Annotated in this window: 15 protein-coding genes; 9 read left to right on the forward strand and 6 right to left on the reverse strand. The window is 67.8% G+C overall.

The annotated features are described in order from the left end of the window. From ACYP33_RS16155 to ACYP33_RS16165, 3 genes are all read right to left on the reverse strand, one after another. Nucleotides 1-726 (reverse strand): fimbria/pilus periplasmic chaperone (locus ACYP33_RS16155; protein WP_459622806.1); only part of this gene is annotated, 726 nt, incomplete at its 3' end. 55 nt (nucleotides 727-781) lie between these two features. Further along, nucleotides 782-1,354: a fimbrial protein gene (locus tag ACYP33_RS16160; RefSeq protein WP_414451608.1), complete on the reverse strand. Its 573-nt coding sequence runs from the start codon at nucleotides 1,352-1,354 to the stop codon at nucleotides 782-784. Between the two features lie 315 nt (nucleotides 1,355-1,669). Continuing rightward, nucleotides 1,670-2,377, reverse strand: coding sequence for a YfdX family protein (locus tag ACYP33_RS16165; RefSeq protein ID WP_459622807.1), 708 nt, complete (start codon nucleotides 2,375-2,377; stop codon nucleotides 1,670-1,672). Nucleotides 2,378-2,704: 327 nt separating this feature from the next. Here ACYP33_RS16165 and ACYP33_RS16170 point away from each other — a divergent pair, with 327 nt between their 5' ends. Further along, nucleotides 2,705-3,085, forward strand: a complete 381-nt coding sequence (locus ACYP33_RS16170) for a hypothetical protein (protein WP_459622808.1) — start codon at nucleotides 2,705-2,707, stop codon at nucleotides 3,083-3,085. A 93-nt stretch (nucleotides 3,086-3,178) separates the two neighbouring features. Next, the gene (locus ACYP33_RS16175; RefSeq protein ID WP_459622809.1) at nucleotides 3,179-3,457 is read left to right on the forward strand and encodes a DUF1488 family protein; all 279 of its coding nucleotides are present in this window, start codon (nucleotides 3,179-3,181) and stop codon (nucleotides 3,455-3,457) included. Between the two features lie 104 nt (nucleotides 3,458-3,561). Here ACYP33_RS16175 and ACYP33_RS16180 read toward each other — a convergent pair whose 3' ends face one another. Next, nucleotides 3,562-3,843: a hypothetical protein gene (locus tag ACYP33_RS16180; RefSeq protein WP_414445610.1), complete on the reverse strand. Its 282-nt coding sequence runs from the start codon at nucleotides 3,841-3,843 to the stop codon at nucleotides 3,562-3,564. 378 nt (nucleotides 3,844-4,221) lie between these two features. Here ACYP33_RS16180 and ACYP33_RS16185 point away from each other — a divergent pair, with 378 nt between their 5' ends. The 3 genes from ACYP33_RS16185 to ACYP33_RS16195 all read left to right on the forward strand — a co-directional run bounded on the left by ACYP33_RS16185 (nucleotide 4,222) and on the right by ACYP33_RS16195 (nucleotide 6,220). Beyond that, entirely contained in the window at nucleotides 4,222-5,094 is an 873-nt protein-coding gene (locus ACYP33_RS16185) for a slipin family protein (protein WP_459622810.1), read from the forward strand. Between the two features lie 348 nt (nucleotides 5,095-5,442). Beyond that, nucleotides 5,443-5,919, forward strand: a complete 477-nt coding sequence (locus ACYP33_RS16190; RefSeq protein ID WP_459622811.1) for a PRC-barrel domain-containing protein — start codon at nucleotides 5,443-5,445, stop codon at nucleotides 5,917-5,919. A gap of 127 nt (nucleotides 5,920-6,046) precedes the next feature. Next, a complete protein-coding gene (locus ACYP33_RS16195; RefSeq protein ID WP_414442262.1) occupies nucleotides 6,047-6,220 on the forward strand; it encodes a hypothetical protein in 174 nt (57 codons plus the stop codon). 221 nt (nucleotides 6,221-6,441) lie between these two features. Here the strand turns inward: ACYP33_RS16195 and ACYP33_RS16200 are convergent, their stop codons facing one another. Together ACYP33_RS16200 and ACYP33_RS16205 are read right to left on the reverse strand one after the other, a co-directional pair. After that, nucleotides 6,442-15,201 (reverse strand): GH36-type glycosyl hydrolase domain-containing protein, encoded by an 8,760-nt coding sequence (locus ACYP33_RS16200; RefSeq protein ID WP_459622812.1) that lies wholly within the window; start codon nucleotides 15,199-15,201, stop codon nucleotides 6,442-6,444. A gap of 116 nt (nucleotides 15,202-15,317) precedes the next feature. After that, nucleotides 15,318-15,755: a type II toxin-antitoxin system HicB family antitoxin gene (locus ACYP33_RS16205; RefSeq protein ID WP_459622813.1), complete on the reverse strand. Its 438-nt coding sequence runs from the start codon at nucleotides 15,753-15,755 to the stop codon at nucleotides 15,318-15,320. 959 nt (nucleotides 15,756-16,714) lie between these two features. Here ACYP33_RS16205 and atzF point away from each other — a divergent pair. The 4 genes from atzF to ACYP33_RS16225 form a co-directional block, all read left to right on the forward strand. Next, a complete protein-coding gene (gene atzF / locus ACYP33_RS16210; protein ID WP_459622818.1) occupies nucleotides 16,715-18,541 on the forward strand; it encodes an allophanate hydrolase in 1,827 nt (608 codons plus the stop codon). A gap of 9 nt (nucleotides 18,542-18,550) precedes the next feature. Continuing rightward, on the forward strand, nucleotides 18,551-22,156 hold the full coding sequence (gene uca / locus ACYP33_RS16215) for an urea carboxylase (RefSeq protein WP_459622814.1): 3,606 nt from the start codon (nucleotides 18,551-18,553) through the stop codon (nucleotides 22,154-22,156). Between the two features lie 36 nt (nucleotides 22,157-22,192). After that, nucleotides 22,193-22,909: a GntR family transcriptional regulator gene (locus ACYP33_RS16220; protein WP_459622815.1), complete on the forward strand. Its 717-nt coding sequence runs from the start codon at nucleotides 22,193-22,195 to the stop codon at nucleotides 22,907-22,909. Between the two features lie 216 nt (nucleotides 22,910-23,125). Continuing rightward, nucleotides 23,126-24,119 (forward strand): transporter substrate-binding protein (locus ACYP33_RS16225; protein ID WP_459622816.1); only part of this gene is annotated, 994 nt, incomplete at its 3' end.

The raw sequence follows: 24,119 nt of genomic DNA on the forward strand, positions 1-24,119 counted from the left end.
CACGATCGCGCCGTAGTCGTTGACGGAATCGAAGCGGAGCACCGGCGGGCCGTCCGGCGCGCGCGGCAGATCCTTGAACGTGAAGGTGGCCGTGGAAAACGGCGTCACCATCCGGCTGTCGGACTCGTAGGTCTTGCCGCCCGACTTCACGCGCACGGTCACCACGCTGACGTCGTACGGCGTCGGGTTGGTGGCCTTCAGCACGGCGCCGCCGTGCCCGGCCGCGTCGCGCTCCCAGGCCCAGCCGAGTTGCGCCGGGGCGTCGTTGGCCTCGCCCTTCAGCCCAGCGGGGCGAAAGAAAATCTTGATGCGCGAGCGGAACGCGATCTGCAGCAATTGCTCCTGCTCCACGGCTTTCGGCGGCTTCGGCGGAATCTCCAGCACGTTGAGCCAGTAAACCGATTCGCGGTCCTGCGGCAGCGGATCGTGCGTGTAGAGCAGGCGCAGCGTCTGCCCCTTCGCCGGATCGATGCGGGTGACGGGCGGCATCAGCGTGAACGGCATGCCGCCCGCGTTCGGATCCTCGTTGACATCCCCGTGATCGATCCAGCTCTGCACCAGCGCCGGCACGGTGCCGTTGTTGTCGAGCTTGACGGTGACTTCGCGCGCGTCGGACGGATAGATCACGCGCGTGCCCGTGATCACCACGGTGGCCGATGCCGGTTCGAGCATCGCGAACGCGCAGCCCGCGACGGCCAGCATGCGGAGCAGACAGGGGATTCTCATGACGGGAACTCGATGAAGGCGGCGGCGGGCGCACGCCGCGCACGCCGCTGCCGGCTTACTGGTAGTTGACCGAGAACGTGACCGAGCTGGTCACGGGGCCGGCGGTGGTCGCGCCCAGCGCGTAGTACTGCACGCCGTACGGCATCACGGCGGAGCCGCTGGCGTCGAGCGACACGCGCGTGGTGCCGGTCACCTGGTTGGTGTTGCCGGCCTGGATCACCGAGCCGTTCGACGCGTCGACCAGTTGCAGCTGGACGTTCTTCGCCGCACCCGCCGCGACCGACGTGTTCTTCAGGTTGCCGGTGGTCAGATCCACCGTCGGGCCGTTCTCGAAGAAGGTCGAGGCGGTCTTGGCCGGGCCCACGCACTGCGAGAGCTTCACGGTGAAGCCGGTCTGGCCGGTGGTCTGGCCGAGCGTCTGCAGCAGGCCGGTGGTGACCGTCGGCAGCGTGACCGTGGCAACGGCCGGCGTGACCACGCCGTTCACGTCGATCGTGCAGGTCTGGTCGACGAGCTGGCCGTTGAAGTTGATCGTGCCGTCGGCGGCCTGCGCGGCCGGCATGGCGACGATGGCGCCTGCGCCGAGGCTGAGGGCGAGCGCGAGTCGGCTGACGTTGTTCTTGTTCATCGTTGGTACTCCAGATAGTTATCGTGCGCAGCCCGGTGCCGGCCGCGAGGATGTGTGCGTCGCACTGCGTGATGCATTTACGCGACCTGGAGAAGTTTAGGGATGCACACTTTTCACATCCATTTGACCGGTACGAGATTCGTGGAGCGCGGGGTCGTACGGGTCCGATTTTTGGCGAGTCTTGAATTCGCTTGCCGATATCGGCGCCGGCCGCGCCGTCGAGGCTTCGAGGCTTCGACCGGACGTAAAAAAGCCGGGCATGCAGCCCGGCCCGAAACCCGACGGATCGTTCGGCGATCGCGTCGCCCGATGCGCTTATTTGCCCGCGGCAGAAGCGGCGTTCGCGCCCACGGCCACCGGCTTGCCGTGCAGTTCGACGCTGTCGAACCACACGTCGTTCTGCGCGTGGCGCAGCACGTTGTTCGCTTCGTAGTACATATCCACGTCGAGCAGATCCTGCGCCTTGTCCACCTCGCCGACTGTGCGTTCGAGCGGCACCAGGCCGAGCGTGTAGGTCACGTCGATACCGGCCAGGCGCAGCGTATCCACGGCCTTCTGGCGCTGGCCCTGCTTCAGGTGCGCGTTGGCCGCCTTGATCGATGCGAGCTTGTCCGGCGTCTTCTCGAAGTCGTCGGCGACCGTCACGTCGCCCTCCACGGGCAGCCAGTAGATCGACTTGCCGGCTTCGTTGCTCGCGGCATGCTCGGGCGAAACCGGCTGCTTCAACTGAGATTCCGCGCGCAGGTAACCGGTGCCGTCGGTCTTGGCCTTCGCGAGCGATGCGCGCGCCTGCTTGACCAGATCCTTCGCGAGCGCGGGCTTGCCGTTGAAGATGGCCAGACGCGCCAGCACGATGTCGCGGTAGGCCTCGCTGCCCTGAGCGGACAGCCTGCGCACGTCGTCGGCGGCCGCAGACGACGAGGCGGCCTTGGGCGCCACTGCTGCCGCGGGCTCCGCGGCAACGGCAGCGCTTGCATACGTCAGTGCCATCAGCACGACGGAAGTGAGATATCGAATCTTCATGTTTTCACCTGCTCGATGTGGCGCGCAGGCAGGCTGCCCCGGCGCCATCTTGCTTGATTTCATCCGGGCCGGGCCCGGAAGCGTCCCGGCCCGGCCGACTCGCGCGTCGACGGTGTGCGGCCCGAACGCCGTGCACGTCATGAGCGCGAGGAAATTCTACTGAGCAGGCTCGAATGCCCGATATAGGACGCGTCGGAAAATGCGGCGGCGTTTCTCGGACAGGCAGGAAGCAGGATCGGTCGAATACGACAGACGGTCACCACGGCCCGAACTGGTTGCGACCTCCCCCGACCAGACGCTCAGTCACTCGGTGCCGCGACATGGAAGTTGGACGCAGCACTCGGATCCGGCGCCTTGCCGGCCAACGCCTCCTGCGACACCGGTGCCCGGCAAGTCGACCACGATCGGCGCGATGATGCACCATCTCGACCGCCGGCAGCGGCCGACAAAAAAATTGGCGCGGCTGCCGCACGAAACGTGCCTATACTCAACAACGACGATTCCAGACGCGACCACGTCGCCGCACCGTTTCGATCGCAAGCGCCTTGCGATGCATCCACGGCGCACTTTATGAATGTTTTACGGAAGGAGGCAGTAATGAGCAAAGCCCAAGACGCCCGAAAATCGGAAAAGAAAGTCGCAGTCAAGACACCGAAGGAAAAGAAGGATGCGAAGAAGCTGAAGAAGGAGGCCGCGAAGCGTCAGTGATATCGCAATCGCGAAGGCGCCGCCAGATCGAAGTCCCGGTCGAGCGGCGCTTTTTCAACGTCAGGCATGACAACGCGAGGCTTCGATATCGCCATGAATCGTTATTTCAGAAAGCCGGCCACGGTGCTTCAATTCCCCAATCCGAGCCGCAGCTACGATGCCTCCCGGCATTGCGTGTGTTTCTGGGGCTACGACAATTCGCGTGAAATCAGCTTCATGGTGGACGACGCCGTACTCAGAAGCCTGCAACCCGACATGGGCTCCGACGAGCACGCGATGCTGGTTGCGTTCGACGCGTTTCGCGACACGCTGCTCAAGATCGCACAGCGGCAATATGTCGGCGGCCCGCAGAATCGATATTTGATTTCATGAGCGGCAGGCCGGCTCCGGATCGGCCAACGCACGAGCGCCGGCCGCACATCGCCCCGATATAGAAACGAACGGCTCCCGGTTTCCGGGCCACGCAACCGCGCAAATCAGGTCGGTCCGATCGGAACGGCCGTGATCTTGCCGTCGACGATGTCCTTGCCGAATTGGATTGCGCCGTCGAGCGCCAGCGCCTCGGTAGGCGGCTCACCGTTCGCGAAGATCGTCCTGTACCGCATGGCCGGTGCCGACGTGGACGGAATCGTGTCGATCCGCACGACCGAACCGAATCGCCTGGCCCCCGGCAAATACGGGTCGCCCAGCGGCGGAAACAGGGATTGGGCATAGGCGCGAAGCTCGTGGCCTCGGTAATCGATGGTGGGAATCGTCATGATCCGCTCCTGATTGAGCAACGATTTGCGCGAATGGATTCGGGCGGCGCAGGCCCCTGATACGTCGAACAGACCGGGCCAGCCTGCGCGCTTCGCCACCGATAAGCAAGAACAAAACCGGATCGCTCACCCAAGTCGATTCAAGGCCTCGATACGCCCATCGAACCGCGCTACGCATCGATGGCGGTATCGACGTTCGCACGATGCACCTGCGGCATGATTCGGCATGATTCGGTATGACAGCGTACGGATTTTCCGTGCCATCGGAAGCAGAATTCGAGCGAGTGCCGCGGTTCGCCGCGGCACTCAGGACGTCTGCGAAACGATCTGCACCATCGTGCCCGGCAATCGCAGCCGTTACCGGAATGGAGGATGATCGTGAGTCCCGTCAGATTGGTTCTTGCATTCCTGCCCCTCCTCGCCGCGCTGCTCGCCGGCATGCTGGGCGCCATCGCGCTCGGCATCGGGCTGTTGGTCGTCGCGGCCCTCGTGATGGCATCGGTGCGAGTGGCCAATACCTGGGAAAAATTCGTCATCCTGCGCCTCGGCAAGCTGCAAGGCGTCAAGGGCGCCGGCTTCTTCATGATCGTGCCGATCCTCGACACTGTGGTCGCCGTCATCGACGAGCGAATCCAGACCACCGCGTTCAACGCCGAGCAGGCCCTGACCCGCGACACCGTGCCGGTCAATGTCGACGCGATCATCTTCTGGCATGTTCACGACGCGCAAAAGGCCGCGCTCGCGATCACCGACTACCGGCAGGCCATCGATCGCGTCGCGCAAACATCGTTGCGCGAGATGATCGGCTCGTCGATGCTGGCGACCCTGCTGTCGGATCGCAAGACCGCCGACGCGCATCTGTGCCAGGAAATCGGCCGCAAGACGGCCGATTGGGGCGTCACCGTGCGTTCGGTCGAGACGCGTGACGTGGCGATTCCCGTTGCCCTCCAGGATTCGATGTCGCGCCAGGCGCAGGCGGAGCGCGAAAAACAGGCGCGGGTCATTCTCGGCTCGGCGGAGGCGGAAATTGCCGGCAAGTTCGTCGAGGCGGCGCAGGTGTACGCAGACCATCCGGGTGCGTTGCAGTTGCGAGCGATGAACATCATCTACGAGACCACCAAGGAACGCGGCGCCACGATCCTGATTCCCAGCTCGATGATCGACGCCCTGAATCCCGTCGCGCAACTCGCGCAGGCGAACCGTTCGCACCCGAGCGCCGACGGCGCACCGTCGCTCAAGACCGCCGCATGAGCGTGTGACGGCATGCGCGCGACGTCGCACGTCGTGCGTGGCCGTGCCGACGCACCCGCGGGCGGATCGCGCGGCCCTGAAAGCGCTTCCATCAACCCGCCGAATTCGTACGATGCCGTACCGATTCGACGATCGGGCGCGCGCACAGTCGTACCGAGCCTGCATGCGGCTCACCCGTCGAAACAGCCAACGTGCCGGCAGGCCACGCCGCCCCGAGCCCACGCCGGCGTGTTCCTGACCCGTCCCCTCGTCAGTTCGCGCTGCGCCCGTCATGCGGCCCGCATGACTATCGAAATGCCGTCCGGAAAATCGTTTCGGCATCCTTTCCAATGAATTCAGGAGAGCATCATGACGACCATCGATCCGAACCGGCCCGCATCGGCCACACCGGACGGCGCCGGCATCATCGGCCGTGGTGAAGGCGACGGGCCCGGCCCCGACATCATGGCGGCCGACACGCTACGCGGCGACAAGGTGATCTCGTCCGACAACGAGGAGGTCGGCAAGATCGCCGAAATCATGCTGGACGTGCGCAGTGGGCGAGTTGCCTACGCGGTGCTGTCCAGCGGGGGCTTTCTCGGCATCGGCGACAGCCTTCGCGCAATTCCATGGAGTGCGCTCACGCTCGATACCGATGAAGCATGCTTCCGGCTCGGCGTCACGGCCGACAGCGTGAAGGACGCGCCCGTATTCGAAAAATCCGATTGGCCGTCGATGACCGATCTGGAATGGGGCCTGAAAATCCATGCGCATTACCACCGTCGCCCGTATTGGACGGCAACCGAGCAGGCGATATCGAACGATCCGCCCGGCCTGCTGCTGTAACGGGCACCGAAGTCGAGGCCGCGAGATCAACGCGGCGATCGACCGTTTCACGCGAAGGCGTCCGGCCCCATCCGGCCGGCCCGCACCGCGTTTCGTCCACCGATCCAACCTGCACTGGAGCATCACCATGGTCAAGGTACACACCACCGATCACAACGAGAGCAAGAAGAGCAAATCGAAGGACGCGCATCACGACGACGCCGCGCCCGCGAAGCAAGGCACCGAGGACGCGAAGGACGCCGTCCGCCAACCGCAAAAGACGCACGATACGCACAAGGACGCGCCGAAACACGCGCGTTGAACCTCACCGACGGCATGAATCGAATGATGCAGAAAGACGTCAAATTTATTTGACATGCCGTCTCGATTCATGAAGCTTCAGGGCGGTTCCTCACGGGAACCGTCCGCATGGACCATCCCTGCCCCCTGTTGCCGACGCCCCTGTCGCAACCGGTGCCTGCCGATCGCACGCCCAAGCCCGTCATCCCATCCCGGTTCATCCGCGGCAATCGCCATTGCCGCTTACGCTGAGTCGCTCGCCGGCATCCGGCCGAACGTGACGAGCACGTCGTGTCGCCGCCCGTCGTCGGCCAGGCGCAGCGTCGTTTGCCCGGCCGGCAACGGCTCGCCGTCGACGACGATCCCGCAGCCCTCCACCGCTTCGTCCTCCGCTCGCTTGACGGCGATCTCGTACCACGCCGAGCCGTGGCGCAGCGTCAGGTCGAAACCCGGCCAGGCGCGGGGCAGGCACGGCCGAATCGACAGCACGCTGCCTTGCCGGCGCACGCCGAGCAAGCCCTCGATACCCGCGCGATAGAGCCACCCCGCCGATCCGGTGTACCAGCTCCAGCCGCCGCGCCCCACATGCGGCGCGACGGAATAGACATCCGCCGCCACCACATACGGTTCGAGCCGATAACGGTTCGCACCGCTGCGCGTGTGGCTGCGACTGACCGGATTGAGCATCGCGAACAGCTGCGCCGCGCGCTCGCCGTCACCCAGCTTCGCATACGCGAGCACCGACCACGCCGCGGCGTGCGTGTACTGGCCGCCGTTCTCGCGAATGCCGGGCGGATAGCCGTCGATATAGCCGGGATCGGTGCCCGCCGCCCGTCCGCTCGCCGGTCGGTCGAACGGCGGCGCGAACAGCAAGGCGAGACCCTCGTCGCGTCGGGTCAAGCGGGCGTCGAGCGACGCCATCGCGGTGCGCGCTCGCGCGGGGGCCGCGCCGTCCGACAGCACGCTCCACGACTGCGCGATCGCGTCGATCTCGCATTCGGCGCGGCCGCTCGAACCGAGCGGCGTGCCGTCGTCGAAGTATCCGCGGCGATACCAGGCGCCATCCCACCCGGCTTGGTCGAGCGCCTCGCGCAACGCCGCGGCGCGCGTGAGCCAGCGTTCGGCCCGCGCGGTGTCGCCCCGCGCCCGAGCGAGCGGCGCGTACGCGATCAGGGTTGCGTACAGGAACCAGCCAAGCCAGACACTCTCGCCCCGCCCCGCTTCTCCCACCCGGTTCATGCCGTCGTTCCAGTCGCCGGTGCCGATCAGCGGCAGCCCGTGCGCACCGAACTGTTCGAGCCCCTGCTCCAGCGCCCGCGCCCCGTGCTCGAACAGCGGCGCGCCGGTATCGGACACGCCCGGCACGAAGAACGCGTCCGCCTCGTCCGGCGCGAGCGGCCGGCCGTCGAGGAACGGCACCGGCACATCGAGCACGGCGCACTCGCCGCTGACCTCCACGTAATGCGCGATGGCGCTGGCGAGCCACACGCGATCGTCGCTGATCCGCGTGCGCACGCCGCTGCCGGTTTCGCGCAGCCACCAATGCTGCACATCGCCCTCCGGAAACTGCCGCGCCGCGGCGCGCAACAGGTGCTCGCGCGTGAGCGTCGGCCGCGCGAGCGCCAGCGCCATGCCGTCCTGCAACTGATCGCGAAAGCCGTATGCGCCGCTCGCCTGATAGAAACCCGCGCGCGCCCAGATGCGGCTCGACAGCGTCTGGTACAGCAGCCAGCGATTCAGCATCAGATCCATCGCGCGGTCGGGCGTGCGCACCTGGAGCGCGCCGAGCGTCTCGTCCCAGGATGCCGTGACGGCCGCGAACACGGCATCGAGATCCGCGCACCGGTACTGCATGACCGATTGCCGTGCCGCCTCCCGGTCGGCGCCTTCGCCGAGCAGCCAGACGATTTCCGCGACGCCTCCCGGCGCGAGTTCGATATGCGTCTGCAACGCCGCGCATGGATCGAGGCCGGCGCCCACGCGGCCCGACAGCAGCGGCGCGTCGATCTCGCCGGGAAAGCCGGCCGGGTCCGCCGGCGTGCCGTTGCGGCCGATGAACTCGCGCCGGTCGCCCGTCCACGAGGTCTGCAACCCGCACAGATCGGAGAACGCCACCCGGCCGGGATACGCGTGCTGCCAATCGTTGCGCGCGAACAGCGCGCCGGTGACGGCATCGATCTCGGTCACGGTATGCGGCGCCGCGACGCCGCGCGACGGACCCAAGGCCCACTCTGCGCAGGTCGCGACCGACAGCCGGCGCGCTCGCCCCGAGAGGTTGCGTAACGTAAGCCGGGAAATCTTCACCGGATCGGCGAGCGGCACGAACTGCAGCAGGTCGGCGGCGATGCCGGCCTCGGTATGCGCAAACCGGCTGTAGCCCTGCCCGTGACGCGCGACGTAGCGATCGGCGCCGGCCGCCACGCTGCGCATCGGGTTCGCCTGCGGCCCCCAGCGCGCGCCCGTCTCGTCGTCGCGCAGGTAGAACGCCTCGCCCGACGGATCGGCGACGGGATCGTTCGACCACGGCGTCAGCGGATGCTCGCGGCTGTTGGTCACCCAGGTATGGCTGCCGCCTTCGGCCGAGCTGATGAACCCGCACACCGGGTTCGCGATCACGTTGACCCACGGCATCGGCGTGCAGAGGCCGCCCTGCAGGATCACCACGTATTCGCGTCCGTCGCGCGCGAAGCCGCCGATGCCGTTGAAGTAGTCGAGATCGGCGGTGGATACCGGCGCGTCGTCGGGCTTCGGCATCGCGCGCGGCAGCCACGAGAGGCGCGGCGGGTCCGGCGGCGGCACGGCCGGCGCGCTCGCGAGACGCCGCAACTGGTCGACCAGCCGGCCGTTGCGCGCGGCGAGCACCACGCGCGCCACCGCCGGAAAGCGCGCGCGCGCCGCATCGGTCATCCGGTCGGCACGCAGCACGAACACGCCGCCGCGCCCGGCCGCGTCGCCCGACGGACGCACCCGCACGAAGCCTTCGAGCGCGGCCTGCAGATCCTGCACGTAGGACGCGGCGCGCTCGTTGAGGATCACCAGATCGACGGCGAGCCGCTTCGCCTGCCAGTAGTCATGCGCGCGGATCAGTTGGCGCACCACCGCGAGATGCTCGAGGTCGTCGATCCGCACCAGCAGGATCGGCAGATCGCCCGACACGCCGTGCGCCCACAGCGGCGAGGCGCCCACCGCGCCCGCCGCCGACGCGGTGAGCGCATGGCGCAGCAGCACGGCGGAGTTCGGCCGCATCGACGGATCGCTGTACACCAGCGCGCCGGCCAGTTGCTGGAACAGCGCCGCCTCGTCGAGGCTCACGCCGCTATGGCGCAATTGCACCTGCGCCTGCGTCCACGCCAGCATCGCCGCGCGCGCGAACGCGTCGCCGTCGCGGTGCTTGTCGACCAGATCGAGCACCTGTTCGCGCGAATCCGCGACGATCGTCCAGTACGCGATGCTCGCCTTCGCGCCGGGTGGAATGCGCAGCCGCCGACGCAGCGTGAAGACCGCGTCCAGCACCGCCCCTTGCGAGCCGGCAAGCTCGCGCGACTCGGCGAGGGCAAGCGGCAGACGCACGCCACGGCCGCGGCCGATCACGCGCATGCGGTCCGTGTCGAACTCCTGCGCGCCCACCGTCTCGCCCGTCGCCACCGCGAGATGGGCCGCCCAGACCTGGCTGTCGGTCGGCGCCCGCCGACGACGCGTCGCGAGAATCGCACCGGACACCGGCACGTACTCGGTCTCGACGAACAGCTTCGAGAACGCCGGATGCGCCTGATCGGCGGCGGCGGGCGCGAGCACCACTTCCGCATACGACGTGAATTCGATCACGCGGGCACGCGCACCGTGGTTGACGACCGACACGCGGCGCACCTCCGCGTCGTCCTCGGCGGATACCAGCACCTCGACCGTGGTGGTCAGCGTGCCGTCGCGGCGCACATATTCCGCCCGGTCCTCGGTGAAGGTGGCCTCGTACGTGTCCGGCGCCACACCGCTCGGCTGCCAGGTGGCCGACCACACCGCGCCGCTGTCGGCGTCGCGCAGATACAGGTAGCTGCCCCAGTGATCGCGTGTCGCATCCTCGTGCCAGCGCGTGACGGCCAGATCGTCGCGGCGGCTGTAGCCGGACCCGGCGGCCGTCAGCATCACCGTATAGCGGCCGTTGGACAGCAGATGGGTCACGGGCGACGGTTCCTCCACCAGCACCCCGCGCCGCGCAAACGACGATTCGCTGCCGCGCATTTTGCCGGCCGGGGCGGTGTCGATCCGCGGCCGTGCCGCCGCGACCCGGCTCGGCACCCGTTCCTGCAGCAGCAGCTCGGTCGCGCGGACCGCCGGCTCCATGTGAAAGAACGCGCGAATCCGGCCGCCGAGCAGCGCATTGGCGATCGCGACGATCGACATGCCCTGGTGGTGCGCCATGAACGCACGCACCAGCGCCACCGGCATGCCTTCCGGCACCCGCGCCGGCGTGTAGTCGAGCGCCTCGTAGAAGCCGAAGCGCCCGCCCGCGCCGGCCGCGCGCAGCCGCTCGAAATTGCGCGCGGCGGCGGCCGGCGCGATCATCGCGCCGAGCGCGGTCGCATACGGCGCGATCACGCGGTGCTGATCGAGATCGCGCTTCAGGCCGAGCGCCGGCACGCCGAAACTCGAATACTGGTAGGTCAGCTCGATATCGCGCGCGTTGTAGGCCGATTCGGACATCCCCCACGGCAGCCCGAGTTCCACGCCGTAGCGGATCTGGCGCCCCACCACGCGCTGGTTGGTGCGCGCGAGCAGGCTGTCGGCCGGCGCGCGCATCACCAGCGACGGCATCAGGTATTCGAACATCGAGCCGGACCACGACACCAAGGCCGCGCCCTGGCCGATCGGCGTCGCGAGCCGGCCGAGCCGGAACCAGTGCGCGAGCGGCAGATCGCCCTTCGCGATGGCCACGAAGCTCGACAGCCGCGCCTCGGAGGCGAGCAGATCGTAGTTGCCCGGATCGACGCGGCCGTCGGCCACCGCATAGCCGATCGACAGCAGATTGCGCACCGGGTCGAGGAGAAAGCCGAACGCCATCGCGTTGGCGGTGGCGAGCGCCGTGTCGGCCAGCCCATGCAGGCGCGCGTTCAGCGCGACGGCGGCCTGCGTCGTGATGCGCAGGTCGTCGAGCTGGGCTTGCGCGACACGCTCCAGCGCGCCGGCCCAGAACCGTACGTCCGCGCCGTCGCGGCCGCCCACCCGCACCACGTCGTCCACCAGCGCGCGGGCTAGATCGGCCAACGTCGCGGCCAGCGTCGCGGCGAGCGCCGGCCACGCGTCGGCGGCGAGCGCCGGGTCCGACGCGGTGGGAGCGAGCTCGGCGAGATCGTCAACATCCTCGCCCTGCGCCTCGTCGAGCACGGCGGCCAACCGGATCGCGGCGCGCTCGAATTCGTCGTGCAGGGGCGTGCGGTCGCCGCCGTCGATCCGCACCGCATCGCGCAGCAGCGCGAGCGTGTCGCCGATACCGCGGGCCGCCGCCGCCCGGCCCACCCCACCCGGCCGGGCGGCCCACGCGCGGCAGGCATTGCCGAGCGCGATCAGGTGGCCGGCCAGGTTGCCGCTGTCGACCGTCGACACGTATTTCGGCTCGAGCGGCGCCAGGCTGCGCGTGTCGTACCAGTTGTAGAAATGGCCGCGATGGCGCGCGAGCCGCGCCATCGACGCGAACGTCGCCTCCAGCCGCGCCACCGCGTCGAACGTGCCCAGCCAGCCGAACTCGCGCGCGCTCGCGATCGACAACAAATACAGGCCGAGATTGGTGGGCGAGGTGCGATGCGCGACGACCGGCTTCGGATCTTCCTGGAAATTGTCCGGCGGCAACATCTGGTCGTCGGCGGTCACGAACGTCTCGAAATAGCGCCAGGTACGGCGTGCGGCGTGCCGCAACGCACGCGCATCGGCCGGCGCGACCGCGAGGTCGGCGGCCGCGCGCGGCGCGCGACTGAGCCAATACGTGATCGCCGGCGCGGCAAGCCACACCAGCACCAGCGGTACCGCCGCCCAGGCCGTCCGGGCATCGGCGCGCGGGGCCTGGGCGGCGGCGGCCGCACCGAGCAGCGTGAGCGCAAGCCCGCCGCGCATCCGCGCGAAGGTGCCGGCGAGCGTGTGCCGGCCATGCGCGCCGGACGCGGCGGCGGTGGTCCATTCCAGCAGATGCAGCCGGCTGAACCCGAGCCGGAACAGGGTCCGCCCGATCGCGTCGCCCATCGACCACACCTGCTCCGGCAACAGCGCGACCGTCAGGCCGAAGCGGACCAGCGCGAAGCGCAGTTCGACGGCCCATGCGTGCAGGACGCTGCGCGTGGTCAGCTTCATGTGCGTGCGGCGCCAGCGCGGCACGAGGCTGCTCAGTACCGGCAGCAGCAACGGCAGCGCGATCGTCGCGAGGATGAAGGCGCTCCAGGCGAGCGCGACCGGCAGCGGCGCCGTCCACCCGACCAGCAGCGCGACGAACACGGCCGGCGCGCTCAGCGTGCGGCGCAGGTTGTCGAGCATCTTCCAGCGGCCGATCGCGGGCAGCGGCCCGCGGCCGAACGCGAGCCACGGCAGCAGTTGCCAGTCGCCGCGCGCCCAGCGGTGCTGGCGCGCGGCCGCGACGTCGTAGCGTGACGGCGACGCCTCCACCACCTCGATATCCGACGCCAGCCCGGCCCGCGCGAACACGCCTTCGAACAGATCGTGGCTCAACATCGTGTTGTCGGGCACGCGCTCGCCGAGCACCGCCTCGAACGCATCGATGTCGTAGATGCCCTTGCCCGCGTACGAGCCTTCGTCGAACAGGTCCTGGTAGACATCCGACACCGCCGACACGTAGGGATCGATGCCATGCGCGCTCGACGAGATGCGCTGGAACAGCGACCCCTCGTCGCCGCTCGCGAGCGAGGCGCTCACGCGGGGTTGCAGAATGCCGTGGCCTTCCACGATGCGCCGGCTCGCCGGGTCGAATACCGGCCGGTTCAGCGGATGCGCCATCTTGCCGATCAGGCGGCGCACGGTATCGCGCAGCAGGCGCGTGTCGGCGTCCAGCGTGATGACGTAGCGCACCTGGGCGGGCACCGGGGGCGGCGTGCCGGTGTCGACACTCGCCCCCATCTCGGCGGACGATGCGTGCGAGCCACCGGCCGGCAGGCCGACAAACGAGGTATCCGTCGCGCCGCGCAGCAGCCGGTTCAGCTCGTGCAGCTTGCCGCGCTTGCGCTCCCAGCCCATCCAGCACCGCTCGCCGTCGCTCCACACGCGCCGCCGATGCAGCAGCAGGAACCGCGCGCAATCGCCCGATGCCGCCGGGTAGCGCAGGTTCAGCCGCTCGATGCCGGCGCGCGCGCTCGCGAGCAGCGCGTCGTCCGCTGCCACGCGCGCCGTCGGCGCGTCGGTCCAGTCGGACAGCAGCGCGAAATGCAGCGCCCCGCCCGGGCTGGCGAGATGGTGGATCTCCAGTTGTTCGATCTGCTCGATCAGCGCGGCCTCGGTCGTCAGCAGCACCGGCACCGCGACGACCGTGCGCAGATCGGCCGGAATCCCGTCCGCCAGCGCCAGACCCGGCAAGATGCTCGCGCCGATGTCGCGCATCACGCCGCGATTGACCAGCGCCACCGCAACATCGAGCACCGGCAGCAAGCCGGCCGCGGCCAGCACGATCAGGCTGTCCGCCCGCAACGCAAAGCGGGTAAGCCATGCCAGCATCACGCCGAGCAGCAGCGCGGCGAACCCCGCGATGCGGGCCAGGTAGCCGCCGAGGCCGGCCCGCCGGATCGTGCGCCGCAACCACAACGCCACGGGCGGCCGGTAGCCGATCGCCGCTTCGAGCCCGCTGCGCCCGCCCGCCAGCAGGAAGTACCCCGGGTCGGTATCGCGCCGCAGCGCGGTCGGCATCACCGCCGCGGGGTCGGCGTCCGGCGCCGCGTCGGCGGCCACGCGCCGGGCAATCTCGATCTCGCTGACGGGGGCGCCGCGCGCGAGCGCCTCGATCGCATCGCGATACCGGTTGCGGGTCGCGAAATCCATCTGCACGAAGCCGGGATACCGCCCGAGCACCTGATCGACCAGACTGACGCGCTCGAACAGATCCGCCCAGTCCACCTCCGAGATCAGCCGCATGCTGGTGATCACGTTGCGCACGGTCAGGCTCGCGGCGCCCTGCTGCTGGTTGACGGAGGCGACGATCTGATCCGGTGTGGTGCCACGCTCGGCCAGATGCTGGTAGAGCCAGGCTTGCACCGGCGCGGCGCCGGGGTCGGGATCGTGGAGCCGCTGGATCAGTTGGACCGCGAAGGCGTCATGCAGCGGCGCGCGCCCGTAGCGGGCAATCAACAGCGCCGGCGCCGTGCGCGGCGCGCCGCCCTCGCCGAGCAGCCGATCGGCGAACGCATCGGCATCCCTGCGGGCGCGCCGGTCGTCGATGATCTGATCGGCGAGGCGCCGCAGGTTTTCGATCAGCACGATCCGCAACGTGATCGCGACGGCCCACAGCTCCCCGATCGTCAGCGGCGCGACCGCCTGATAGGCGTTCAGGAAACGGCAGAGATTGTCGACATCGAAGCGGCTGTCGGTGTGCGCGACGAACGCCCAGCCGATCCCGAATACGCGCGGATAGCCGGCGAACGGGCCGCCGCTCAATTTGGGCAACTGCCGGTAATAGCGAGGGGAAAGATCGTCGCGGACCTGCCGGACCTGCTCCGCCACCAGGTAGTAGTTGTCGAGCAGCCACTCCGCGGCGGGCGTGAGCGCCTCGTCGCGCGTGTCGGCGGCCATCGTGTTGCGGTAGGCGTCGAGAAGATGCGCCGCGTTGTCCTTGAGCCGCCGCCCGAGCGAGGGGCCGGACTGCGGGCCGGGCAGCACGTGTTGCTCGCTCGCGAGCCTGGCCGCATGGTGCGCCAGCCGCTCCTCGCCGAAAAATTCCTCCCGCACCGGGCGGGTATGACGCCATGGCGGCGCGCGATGCGACGCGACGAATCGTGCCGGCCACGCCAAATAGTCTTTCACCCTGCGGTCTCCCGGAACTTCGCGACCGATGGCGCAACCGCGGCATCGCCCCGTGGTTCGCCGCGCGTCGGAAAGCGGCCGGGAAAGGAAATCTGCGCTCGGGCGCACGCCCGAGACTACTGCGTCATCGATTCGGCGCCGTCGGGCACGACCAGACGCACGGATTGGGTGGTCACATGCAGGCACGCCGACGCCACGATCTCGTCGCGGCTCACATGCAGGGCACGGGCGGCGCGATCGATATCCTGCACGACGCGCTCGGGCAGACACACGCCGATATGCACGGAACTCGACAGAATGCGCCCGGGCTCGATCTCGACGAAACGCCAGATGCCGTCGCCGGTATCGAGCGACGACGCCTGGAGGACGGCCATGTCGGTGGTCGGCGGGGGAACGAGGCGCGGCCCCCGGTGATACAGGGCGATCGCGCGCAGCACGACCTGATCCGGCAATGCAGCGTAGGCGTCGCCCTCCGCAACCGCCTCGGGGAAATCCGCCAACGTGCCGCGATAACGAAACGGGCCACGCCGCGTGATGTAGATCGGATAGTCCATGTCACCGCTCCTCGCCTCGCGAACCTGCGTGGCACGTGTCATGGTGCCGCATCGGGCGCACGCAATCGGTACGCTGCATGACGCTTTCGATGCGAACCCGCGTCGGCGGCGGCGTTCGCCACGCTTGCCGCCCTGCCTGGCAGCGCAGCCAACACCGTCTCGTGGCGAACCGACACGCTCCGCGTTCAGAGGCAGAATAATCAGACCACACGGGCAATCCGCGCTTCGATGCGCGCGATTCGGGCAGTGGCCATGTCTTTATCACCAAAGAGGTAGCAAGATGACAACGGCAATGTGGGGCATCGTGGTCGGAATGGCGTTGATGTTCGGATTTTCGTTACGCATCGTTCGATTCAATGCTCAGGAACGTGCAACCGCGAACGGGCCGGTCAAGGCGCCGCCGCGCCGATAAAAATCAAAAGCCGGCGCTTCGCCGGCTTCGACATCCGCCTTGCTGGGGCGGCTCCGCGCGCTGTTTGAGCGCGAAGAGGTTGGACAGTGGCGCGAACGGTACGCGGTATCGCGTGGGCAACCCAGGCCGCACCTGGATATCGGTTCATCATCGTCATGCCTTCGCGAGCCCGCGTCGGCGATATGTCAGGTTGCGCGGGCGCGTGCCGAAAGTCGGTACGATATCCGACGGTAACGATGCAGTCATGGGATGTATCCCGTCGTTTTCTTCGATGCCTTGCGGGTCGAGATCCGAGGAAACGCCGCCGTGAAAAGCCGTTGATCTGGCGCCGGGCACCCATGCCCACGGTCAACGGTTCGATGCACCAACTTCACCCGCCGCACCAGGATTCATCGTGCGACGAGCCAAATTCGTGCACGGCGCAACCACGCCATGCCGCCCTTGCGGCTCCAACGCCCGATGCAGCCGTGCTTTCCTCGAGCACGCCCCGATCTGGCACGACTCTCGCTTCTCTCCCTCCAAACTTGTACACAAGAGGGAATACGAGATGATCGGCTGGACGATTGCGGACTGGATTGCCGACTATCAGGCAGGCGCCACCCCGGAGCAGCGCATCGGCGAACTGCTTGCCTCGCTCGATACGCACGACAGTGCCTGGATCTCGGTCGCAACGGCCGAGGCGCTGCGCGCGCGCTTCGCGGCACTGGCGGCGCGGCTGGCCGACGCCGACGGCGACATCGCCGCGTTCCCGCTGTACGGCGTGCCGTTCGCGGCCAAGGACAATATCGACGTCGCAGGCTTCGACACCACCGCCGGCTGCCCGCCCTTCGCCTACCGCCCCGGCGAAGACGCCTCGCTGATCGCACGCCTGGTGGCGGCCGGCGCCATCCCGATCGGCAAGACCAATCTCGATCAATTCGCCACCGGCCTGGTGGGCGTGCGCACGCCGTACGGCATCCCGGCCAATGCCTTCGATCCCGAGTACATCTCCGGCGGCTCCAGCTCGGGATCGGCCCGCGTCGTGGCACGCGGCATCGTGCCGTTCTCGCTCGGCACCGATACGGCCGGCTCGGGCCGCATCCCGGCCGGATTGAACAATATCGTCGGGCTGAAGCCGACACGAGGCGCATTCAGCAACACCGGCGTGGTGCCGGCGTGCCGAACGCTCGACTGCGTATCCGTGTTCGCCACGACCACCGAAGACGCAACCCGGGTGTACGACGTCGCCGCCGCACTCGACGCGAAGGACGGCCTGTCGCGCGCCCAACCCGCCGGTTCGGCTGCATGGCGCGTGGCCGACGCACCGCGTTTCGGCATCCCCGCGGCGCCCGAGTTCTTTGGCGACGTATTGTCCGAGCGTGCGTTCCACGCGGCCGTCGCTCACCTGGAGGCGCGCGGTGCGACCTGCGTGCCCGTGGATTTCTCGGTATTCGACCGCGTGACGGCGCTGCTGTATCACGGCCCCTGGGTCGCCGAGCGCTATGCCGCGATCCGCGAATTCGCCTCGACGCACGAGACGGACATCCATCCCGTGGTGCGCGACGTGATCTTCAAGGCGCGTGAATTTTCGGCGGCCGACACGTTCGACGGCATTTACCGCCTGGCCGACCTCAAGCGCGAGGCCGATGCACTGCTTGCCCGGTTCGACGCACTGATCGTGCCGACGGCTCCCACCCACTACCGGATCGTCGAACTGCTGGCCGACCCGATCCGCCTGAACAGCAATCTCGGCAAGTACACGAACTTCGTGAACCTGCTCGATTGGAGCGCAGTGGCGGTGCCCGCCAACTTGCGCGAGGACGGCCTGCCGTTCGGCATCACCCTGATCGGCGACGCATGGCGCGAACGCGCGCTGGCCGAATTCGCGGGCGACTGGCATCGCGCCACCGGCCTCACACGCGGCGCCACCGGAGCGCCGCTGTCGAGCGGCAGGCCCGCCGCCGCCAGCGTGGCGCCGGCAGCCGGCATGATCCGCGTGGCCGTGGTCGGCGCGCACCTGCGCGGCATGCCGCTGAATCACGAACTGAGCTCGCGGCACGCGCGTTTCGTGGAAGCCACCACCACCGCCTCCCACTATCGCCTGTACGCGCTGGCCAACACCACGCCGCCGAAGCCCGGCCTCGCGCGTTCGGCCACCGGCGCGCCGATCAAGGTGGAGCTGTGGGACATCGCGGCCACCGAGTTCGGCTCGTTCGTGGCGGGGATTCCCTCGCCGCTCGGCATCGGCACGCTGACGCTCGCCGACGGCCGGCAGGTCAAGGGCTTCATCTGCGAGCCCTATGCGCTGCCCGACGCGCTCGACATCACCGAATTCGGCGGCTGGGCCAGCTATCTCGCGAGCCGCCAGGCCGCGGCCGTGGCGACCCGCGCCTGAGAGGCCGCCATGTTCGATACCGTCCTGATCGCCAATCGCGGTGAAATCGCTTGCCGCATCGCCCGCACGCTCAAGCGCATGGGTATCCGTTCCGTGGCCGTCTACTCCGATGCCGATCGCAACAGCCTGCACGTGAGCGCAGCCGACGAAGCGATTGCGCTCGGCGGCCATAGCGCCGCCGAGAGCTATCTGCGCACCGACCTGATCATCGAGGCAGCCAAGCGTACCGGTGCGCAGGCCATCATTCCCGGCTACGGTTTCCTGTCCGAGAATTCGGCGTTCGCGGCACGCTGCGAAGCCGAGGGCATCGCCTTCGTCGGGCCGACGCCGCACCAAATGGAGCAGTTCGGTCTCAAGCACGCCGCGCGCGCGCTCGCCGAACAGGCCGGCGTGCCGCTCACGCCCGGCTCCGGCCTGCTGGCCGATGTGCGGGCCGCCCGCGAGGCCGCCGCCGCGATCGGCTATCCGGTGATGCTGAAGAGCACCGCCGGCGGCGGCGGCATCGGCCTCACACGCTGCAACGACGAAGCCGAACTCGTGACCGCCTTCGAATCCGTGCAGCGGCTCGGGCAATCGTTCTTCGCCAACGGCGGCGTGTTCGTCGAACGCTTCGTCGACCGCGCGCGTCATGTGGAAGTGCAAATTTTCGGCGACGGCCTGGGCAACGTGCTCGCCCTCGGCGAGCGCGACTGTTCGCTGCAGCGCCGCAACCAGAAGGTGGTCGAGGAAACGCCCGCGCCGAACCTGCCCGAGCGCGTGCGCCGCGACCTGCTGGCCTCGGCGGCCAGCCTCGCGCGCTCGGTGGCATATCGCTCGGCCGGCACGGTCGAATTCATCTACGACGCCGCACAGGAATCGTTCTATTTTCTGGAGGTCAACACGCGCCTTCAGGTCGAGCATGCGATCACCGAGCGCGTGACCGGCATCGACCTGGTGGAGTGGATGATCGCGACCGCCGCCGGCGAGCCGCCCGCGCTCGATCGCGAGATCGTGCCGCGCGGCGCATCGATCGAGGTGCGCATCTATGCCGAGAACCCGTTGCGCAACTTCGCGCCGAGCCCGGGCACGCTGACCGAAGTCGCGTTCCCGGCCGACGTGCGGGTCGACGGCTGGGTCGAAACGGGCACCGAGGTGTCCGCGCATTACGACCCGATGATCGCCAAGCTGATCGTGCACGGCGAGGACCGCCCGGCCGCCATTGCCGCGATGCGTCGGGCGCTCGATGCGACGCGACTGTCCGGCATCACCACCAATCTCGACTATCTGCGCAAGGTGGTGGCGAGCGACGGCTTCGGCAGCGGCCGCGTATCGACGCGCTATCTGGACGGCTTCGCGTACCGCCCCGCCGTGGTCGAGGTGATCGAGGCCGGCACCTACACCACCGTGCAGGACTATCCCGGCCGTGTCGGGTATTGGGACATCGGCGTGCCGCCCTCCGGCCCGATGGACGACTGGGCGTTTCGCATCGCCAACCGCATCGTCGGCAACGTCGAGGCAGCGGCCGGCATCGAAACCACGGTGCTCGGGCCCACCCTTCGCTTCCACGCGGATACGCTCATCGCGCTGACCGGCGCCCCGACCGATGCAACACTCGACGCCGAGCCGGTTCCGTTCTGGGCACCCGTCGAGGTGTCGGCCGGCCAGACCCTGCGGATCGGCAAGGCGCAAAGCGGCTGCCGCACCTATCTGGCCGTGCGCAACGGCCTGGATATGCCGCGCTATCTCGGCAGCCGCTCGACCTTCGCGCTCGGCCAGTTCGGCGGTCATGCCGGCCGCACGCTGCGCGCGGCCGACGTGCTGCCGATCGCCGATCCGGCGCTGCCCGCCAGCGCCGCGCTCTCGCCGGCCTTCGCGCCCAAGGCGTTGCCGGCCTCGCTCGTGCCGACCTACGGCAACACCTGGGAAATCGGGGTGCTGTATGGCCCGCACGGCGCCCCGGACTTCTTCAGGCCGGAATCGATCGAGGCGTTCTTTTCGAGCGAGTGGGAAGTGCACTACAACTCGAACCGTCTCGGCATTCGCCTGAACGGCCCGAAGCCCCAATGGGCCCGTTCCGATGGCGGCGAAGCCGGCCTGCACCCGTCCAACATCCACGATTGCGAATATGCGATCGGCAGCATCAACTTCACGGGCGACATGCCCGTGATCCTGACCCGCGATGGCCCGAGCCTCGGCGGCTTCGTGTGCCCGGTCACGATCGCCAAGGCCGAGCTTTGGAAGGTCGGCCAGGTCAAACCGGGCGATCGCATCCGCTTCCGCGAGATGGGCTTCGACGATGCACTGGCGCTAGAGCGCAGGCAGGACGCCACGATGATCGACTTCTGCGCCGGTGTCGCGGGCAATGCGCCCGCGCTCGCGAGCCGCCGCGGTTCGCCGATCCTGTTCGAGGCGGCGGCTGACGGCGATCGTCCGAAGACGGTGTTCCGCCAGGCCGGCGACAAGTACATCCTCGTCGAATACGGCGAAAACGTGCTCGACCTGAACCTGCGCTTTCGCATTCATGCGCTGATGGAAGCACTCGAGCAGGCCGATCATGCCGGCATCCTGGAGCTGTCGCCGGGGGTGCGCTCGCTGCAGGTTCGCTACGACAGCCGCGTGCTGCCGCAACGCTCGCTGGTGCGCGCGCTGGCCGCGGCCGACGACACGCTGGGCAACATCGCCACCATGAAGGTGCCGAGCCGAGTGGTGTATCTGCCGATGGCGTTCGAGGATTCGGCCACGCTCGACGCGGTCGCCCGCTACCGACAATCGGTACGCGACACGGCGCCGTGGCTGCCGAGCAATACGGAATTCATGCGGCGCATCAACGGGCTCGCCTCGGTGGACGCGGTGCGCGACGTCTTGTATCGCGCGCGCTACATGGTTCTGGGCCTGGGCGATGTGTATCTCGGCGCGCCCTGTGCGGTGCCGGTCGATCCGCGCGACCGCCTGTTGACCTCGAAATACAACCCTGCCCGCACCTACACGGCGGAAGGCACGGTGGGCATCGGCGGCGTGTACATGTGCATCTACGGCATGGATTCGCCGGGCGGCTATCAGCTCGTCGGCCGCACCCTGCCGATCTGGAACAAGTTCCTGAAAAACCGCCTGTTCGTGGAGGGCAAGCCGTGGCTGCTGCGCTTCTTCGACCAGGTGTGCTTCTACCCCGTCAGCGAAGCGGAACTCGATGCGCTGCGTGCCGATTTCCGCGAAGGCCGCGAGACGGTGCGCATCGAAGAGGAAGTCTTCGACCTCGGCGCCTACAACGCGTTTCTCGCCGGCATCGAACCCGAACTGCGCGAGTTCAGGCAAACCCAGCGGGCGGCGTTCGATGCCGAAGTCGCACACTGGGCGACGAGCGGCGCATCCGAAGCCGAAGCGCTGCCCAACGAGGAACGCCGATCGGCCGGCGGCGACGCCGAGGTCGACGCGATCCGCGCCGACATCAGCGCCAACGTCTGGAAGCTGACCACCGCGCCCGGCGACACGGTCAGCGCGGGCGACACGCTGATGATCCTGGAGGCCATGAAAATGGAGTTTCCGGTGGTCGCCACACGCAACGGGACGATTAAGGACTTCCATTGTCGAGCAGGTATGATGGTCCAGGCAGGCGATCCGCTGGTTTCCCTCGCATGACGCCCCCGCTTCAGTCAACCGCTTCCGGAATTTCTCATGGTGGATAATCGCGCGCCCGACGGCCTGTCTCGGCAACCCAGCAATCTCGCCGCGCAGATCTACGCGCAGTTGAAGGCCGACATTTTCGACTTTCGGCTGTTGCCCGGCGACAAGTTCAGTGAGGGCGACATCGCCACGCGCATGCAGGTCAGCCGCACCCCGGTGCGGCAGGCGCTGTTCTGGCTGCAGCGCGAAGGCTACGTCGACGTGCACTTCAAGAGCGGCTGGCAGGTACGGGCGTTCGATTTCAAGTATTTCGAGGATCTGTACGAGATCCGCGTGATGATGGAAACCAATGCGATCGCGCGTATCGTCGCCGAAGATCTGCAACCGGCACTCGCGACCCTGCGCGGCATCTGGTGCGTGCCGCCCCGCAAGCGCGAGCAGGATGGCGTCAAAGTGGCCGCGCTGGACGAGGCGTTCCATGCGGGCCTGGTGGCCGCGGTCGGCAATCTGGAAATGGCACGCATGCACGCCGACGTGACCGAGCGCATCCGCATCATCCGCCGCCTCGACTTCACGAAAGCGCCACGCATCACGGCGACCTACCAGGAGCACGCCGCCATTCTCGATGCGATTGCGGCCGGCGACGACGCGCCGGCCCAAACGATGATCCGCGAGCACATCGCGGAAAGCCAGGCCGAGGTGAAACGCATCACGCTGTACATGATGCAAACCGCGCGCGAACGATACAGCAGCCGCGAAGACGCCTGATTCATGCACGCCCGACTGATGCATCGCCCCCCGCGCCGCGCACCAGATTGACGCTGCCGCGCACCGAAATCGGTTCTCGACGGGTCCAAATTGGGCCCGTTTTTTCTTGATCCTTCCTCGCAAACCTTGAATTACCGTGCTGGCACGAAAGCTGCTCTTTTGAATATCGTCTTGTATCCAAGACCAGATACAACATTCAACCACTTGGGACGATCCATGAAAAAGCGCGAGTTCTTGAAGGTCGCATCGGCAGTCGGGGTAGCGGGTCTGGCAGCAAAGGTGCCGTCGGCACTGGCACAAAGCACGGACAAAGGTCCGATCAAGGTCGGCATCCTGCATTCGCTGTCGGGCACGATGGCGATCTCCGAGACCTCGTTGAAGGACACCGCGCTGATGACCATCGCGGAGATCAACAAGTCGGGCGGCGTGATGGGCCGCCAGTTGCAGCCGGTGGTGGTCGATCCGGCCTCGAACTGGCCGCTGTTCGCCGAGAAGGCGCGCGGGCTGATCACGCAGGACAAGGTCGCCGTCACGTTCGGCTGCTGGACCTCGGTGTCGCGCAAATCGGTGCTGCCGGTATTCGAGGAACTGAACGGCCTGCTGTTCTACCCGGTGCAGTACGAAGGCGAGGAAATGTCGCGCAACGTGTTCTACACGGGCGCCGCGCCGAACCAGCAGGCGATCCCCGCCACCGAATACCTGATGAGCGCCGAAGGCGGCGCCGCCAAGCGCTTCTTCCTGCTCGGCACCGACTACGTGTACCCGCGCACGACCAACAAGATCCTGCGCGCGTTCCTGAAATCGAAGGGTGTTCAGGATGCCGATATTCAGGAGGTCTACACGCCGTTCGGTCATAGCGACTACCAGACCATCGTCTCGAACATCCGCACCTTCTCGCAAGGCGGCAAGACCTGCGTGATCTCCACCATCAACGGCGATTCGAACGTGCCGTTCTACAAGGAACTCGGCAACCAGGGCCTCAAGGCCACCGACGTGCCGGTGGTGGCGTTCTCGGTGGGCGAGGAAGAACTGCGCGGCATCGACACCAAGCCGCTGGTCGGCAACCTGGCCGCCTGGAACTACTTCATGTCGCTGCGCAATCCCGAGAACGCGAAGTTCAAGGCGATGTTCGCGGACTGGGTCAAGAAGAACAACCTGCCGGGCGGCGCCAAGCGCGTGACGAACGATCCGATGGAAGCGACCTTCGTCG

This window comes from Burkholderia sp. 3C (assembly GCF_054589155.1).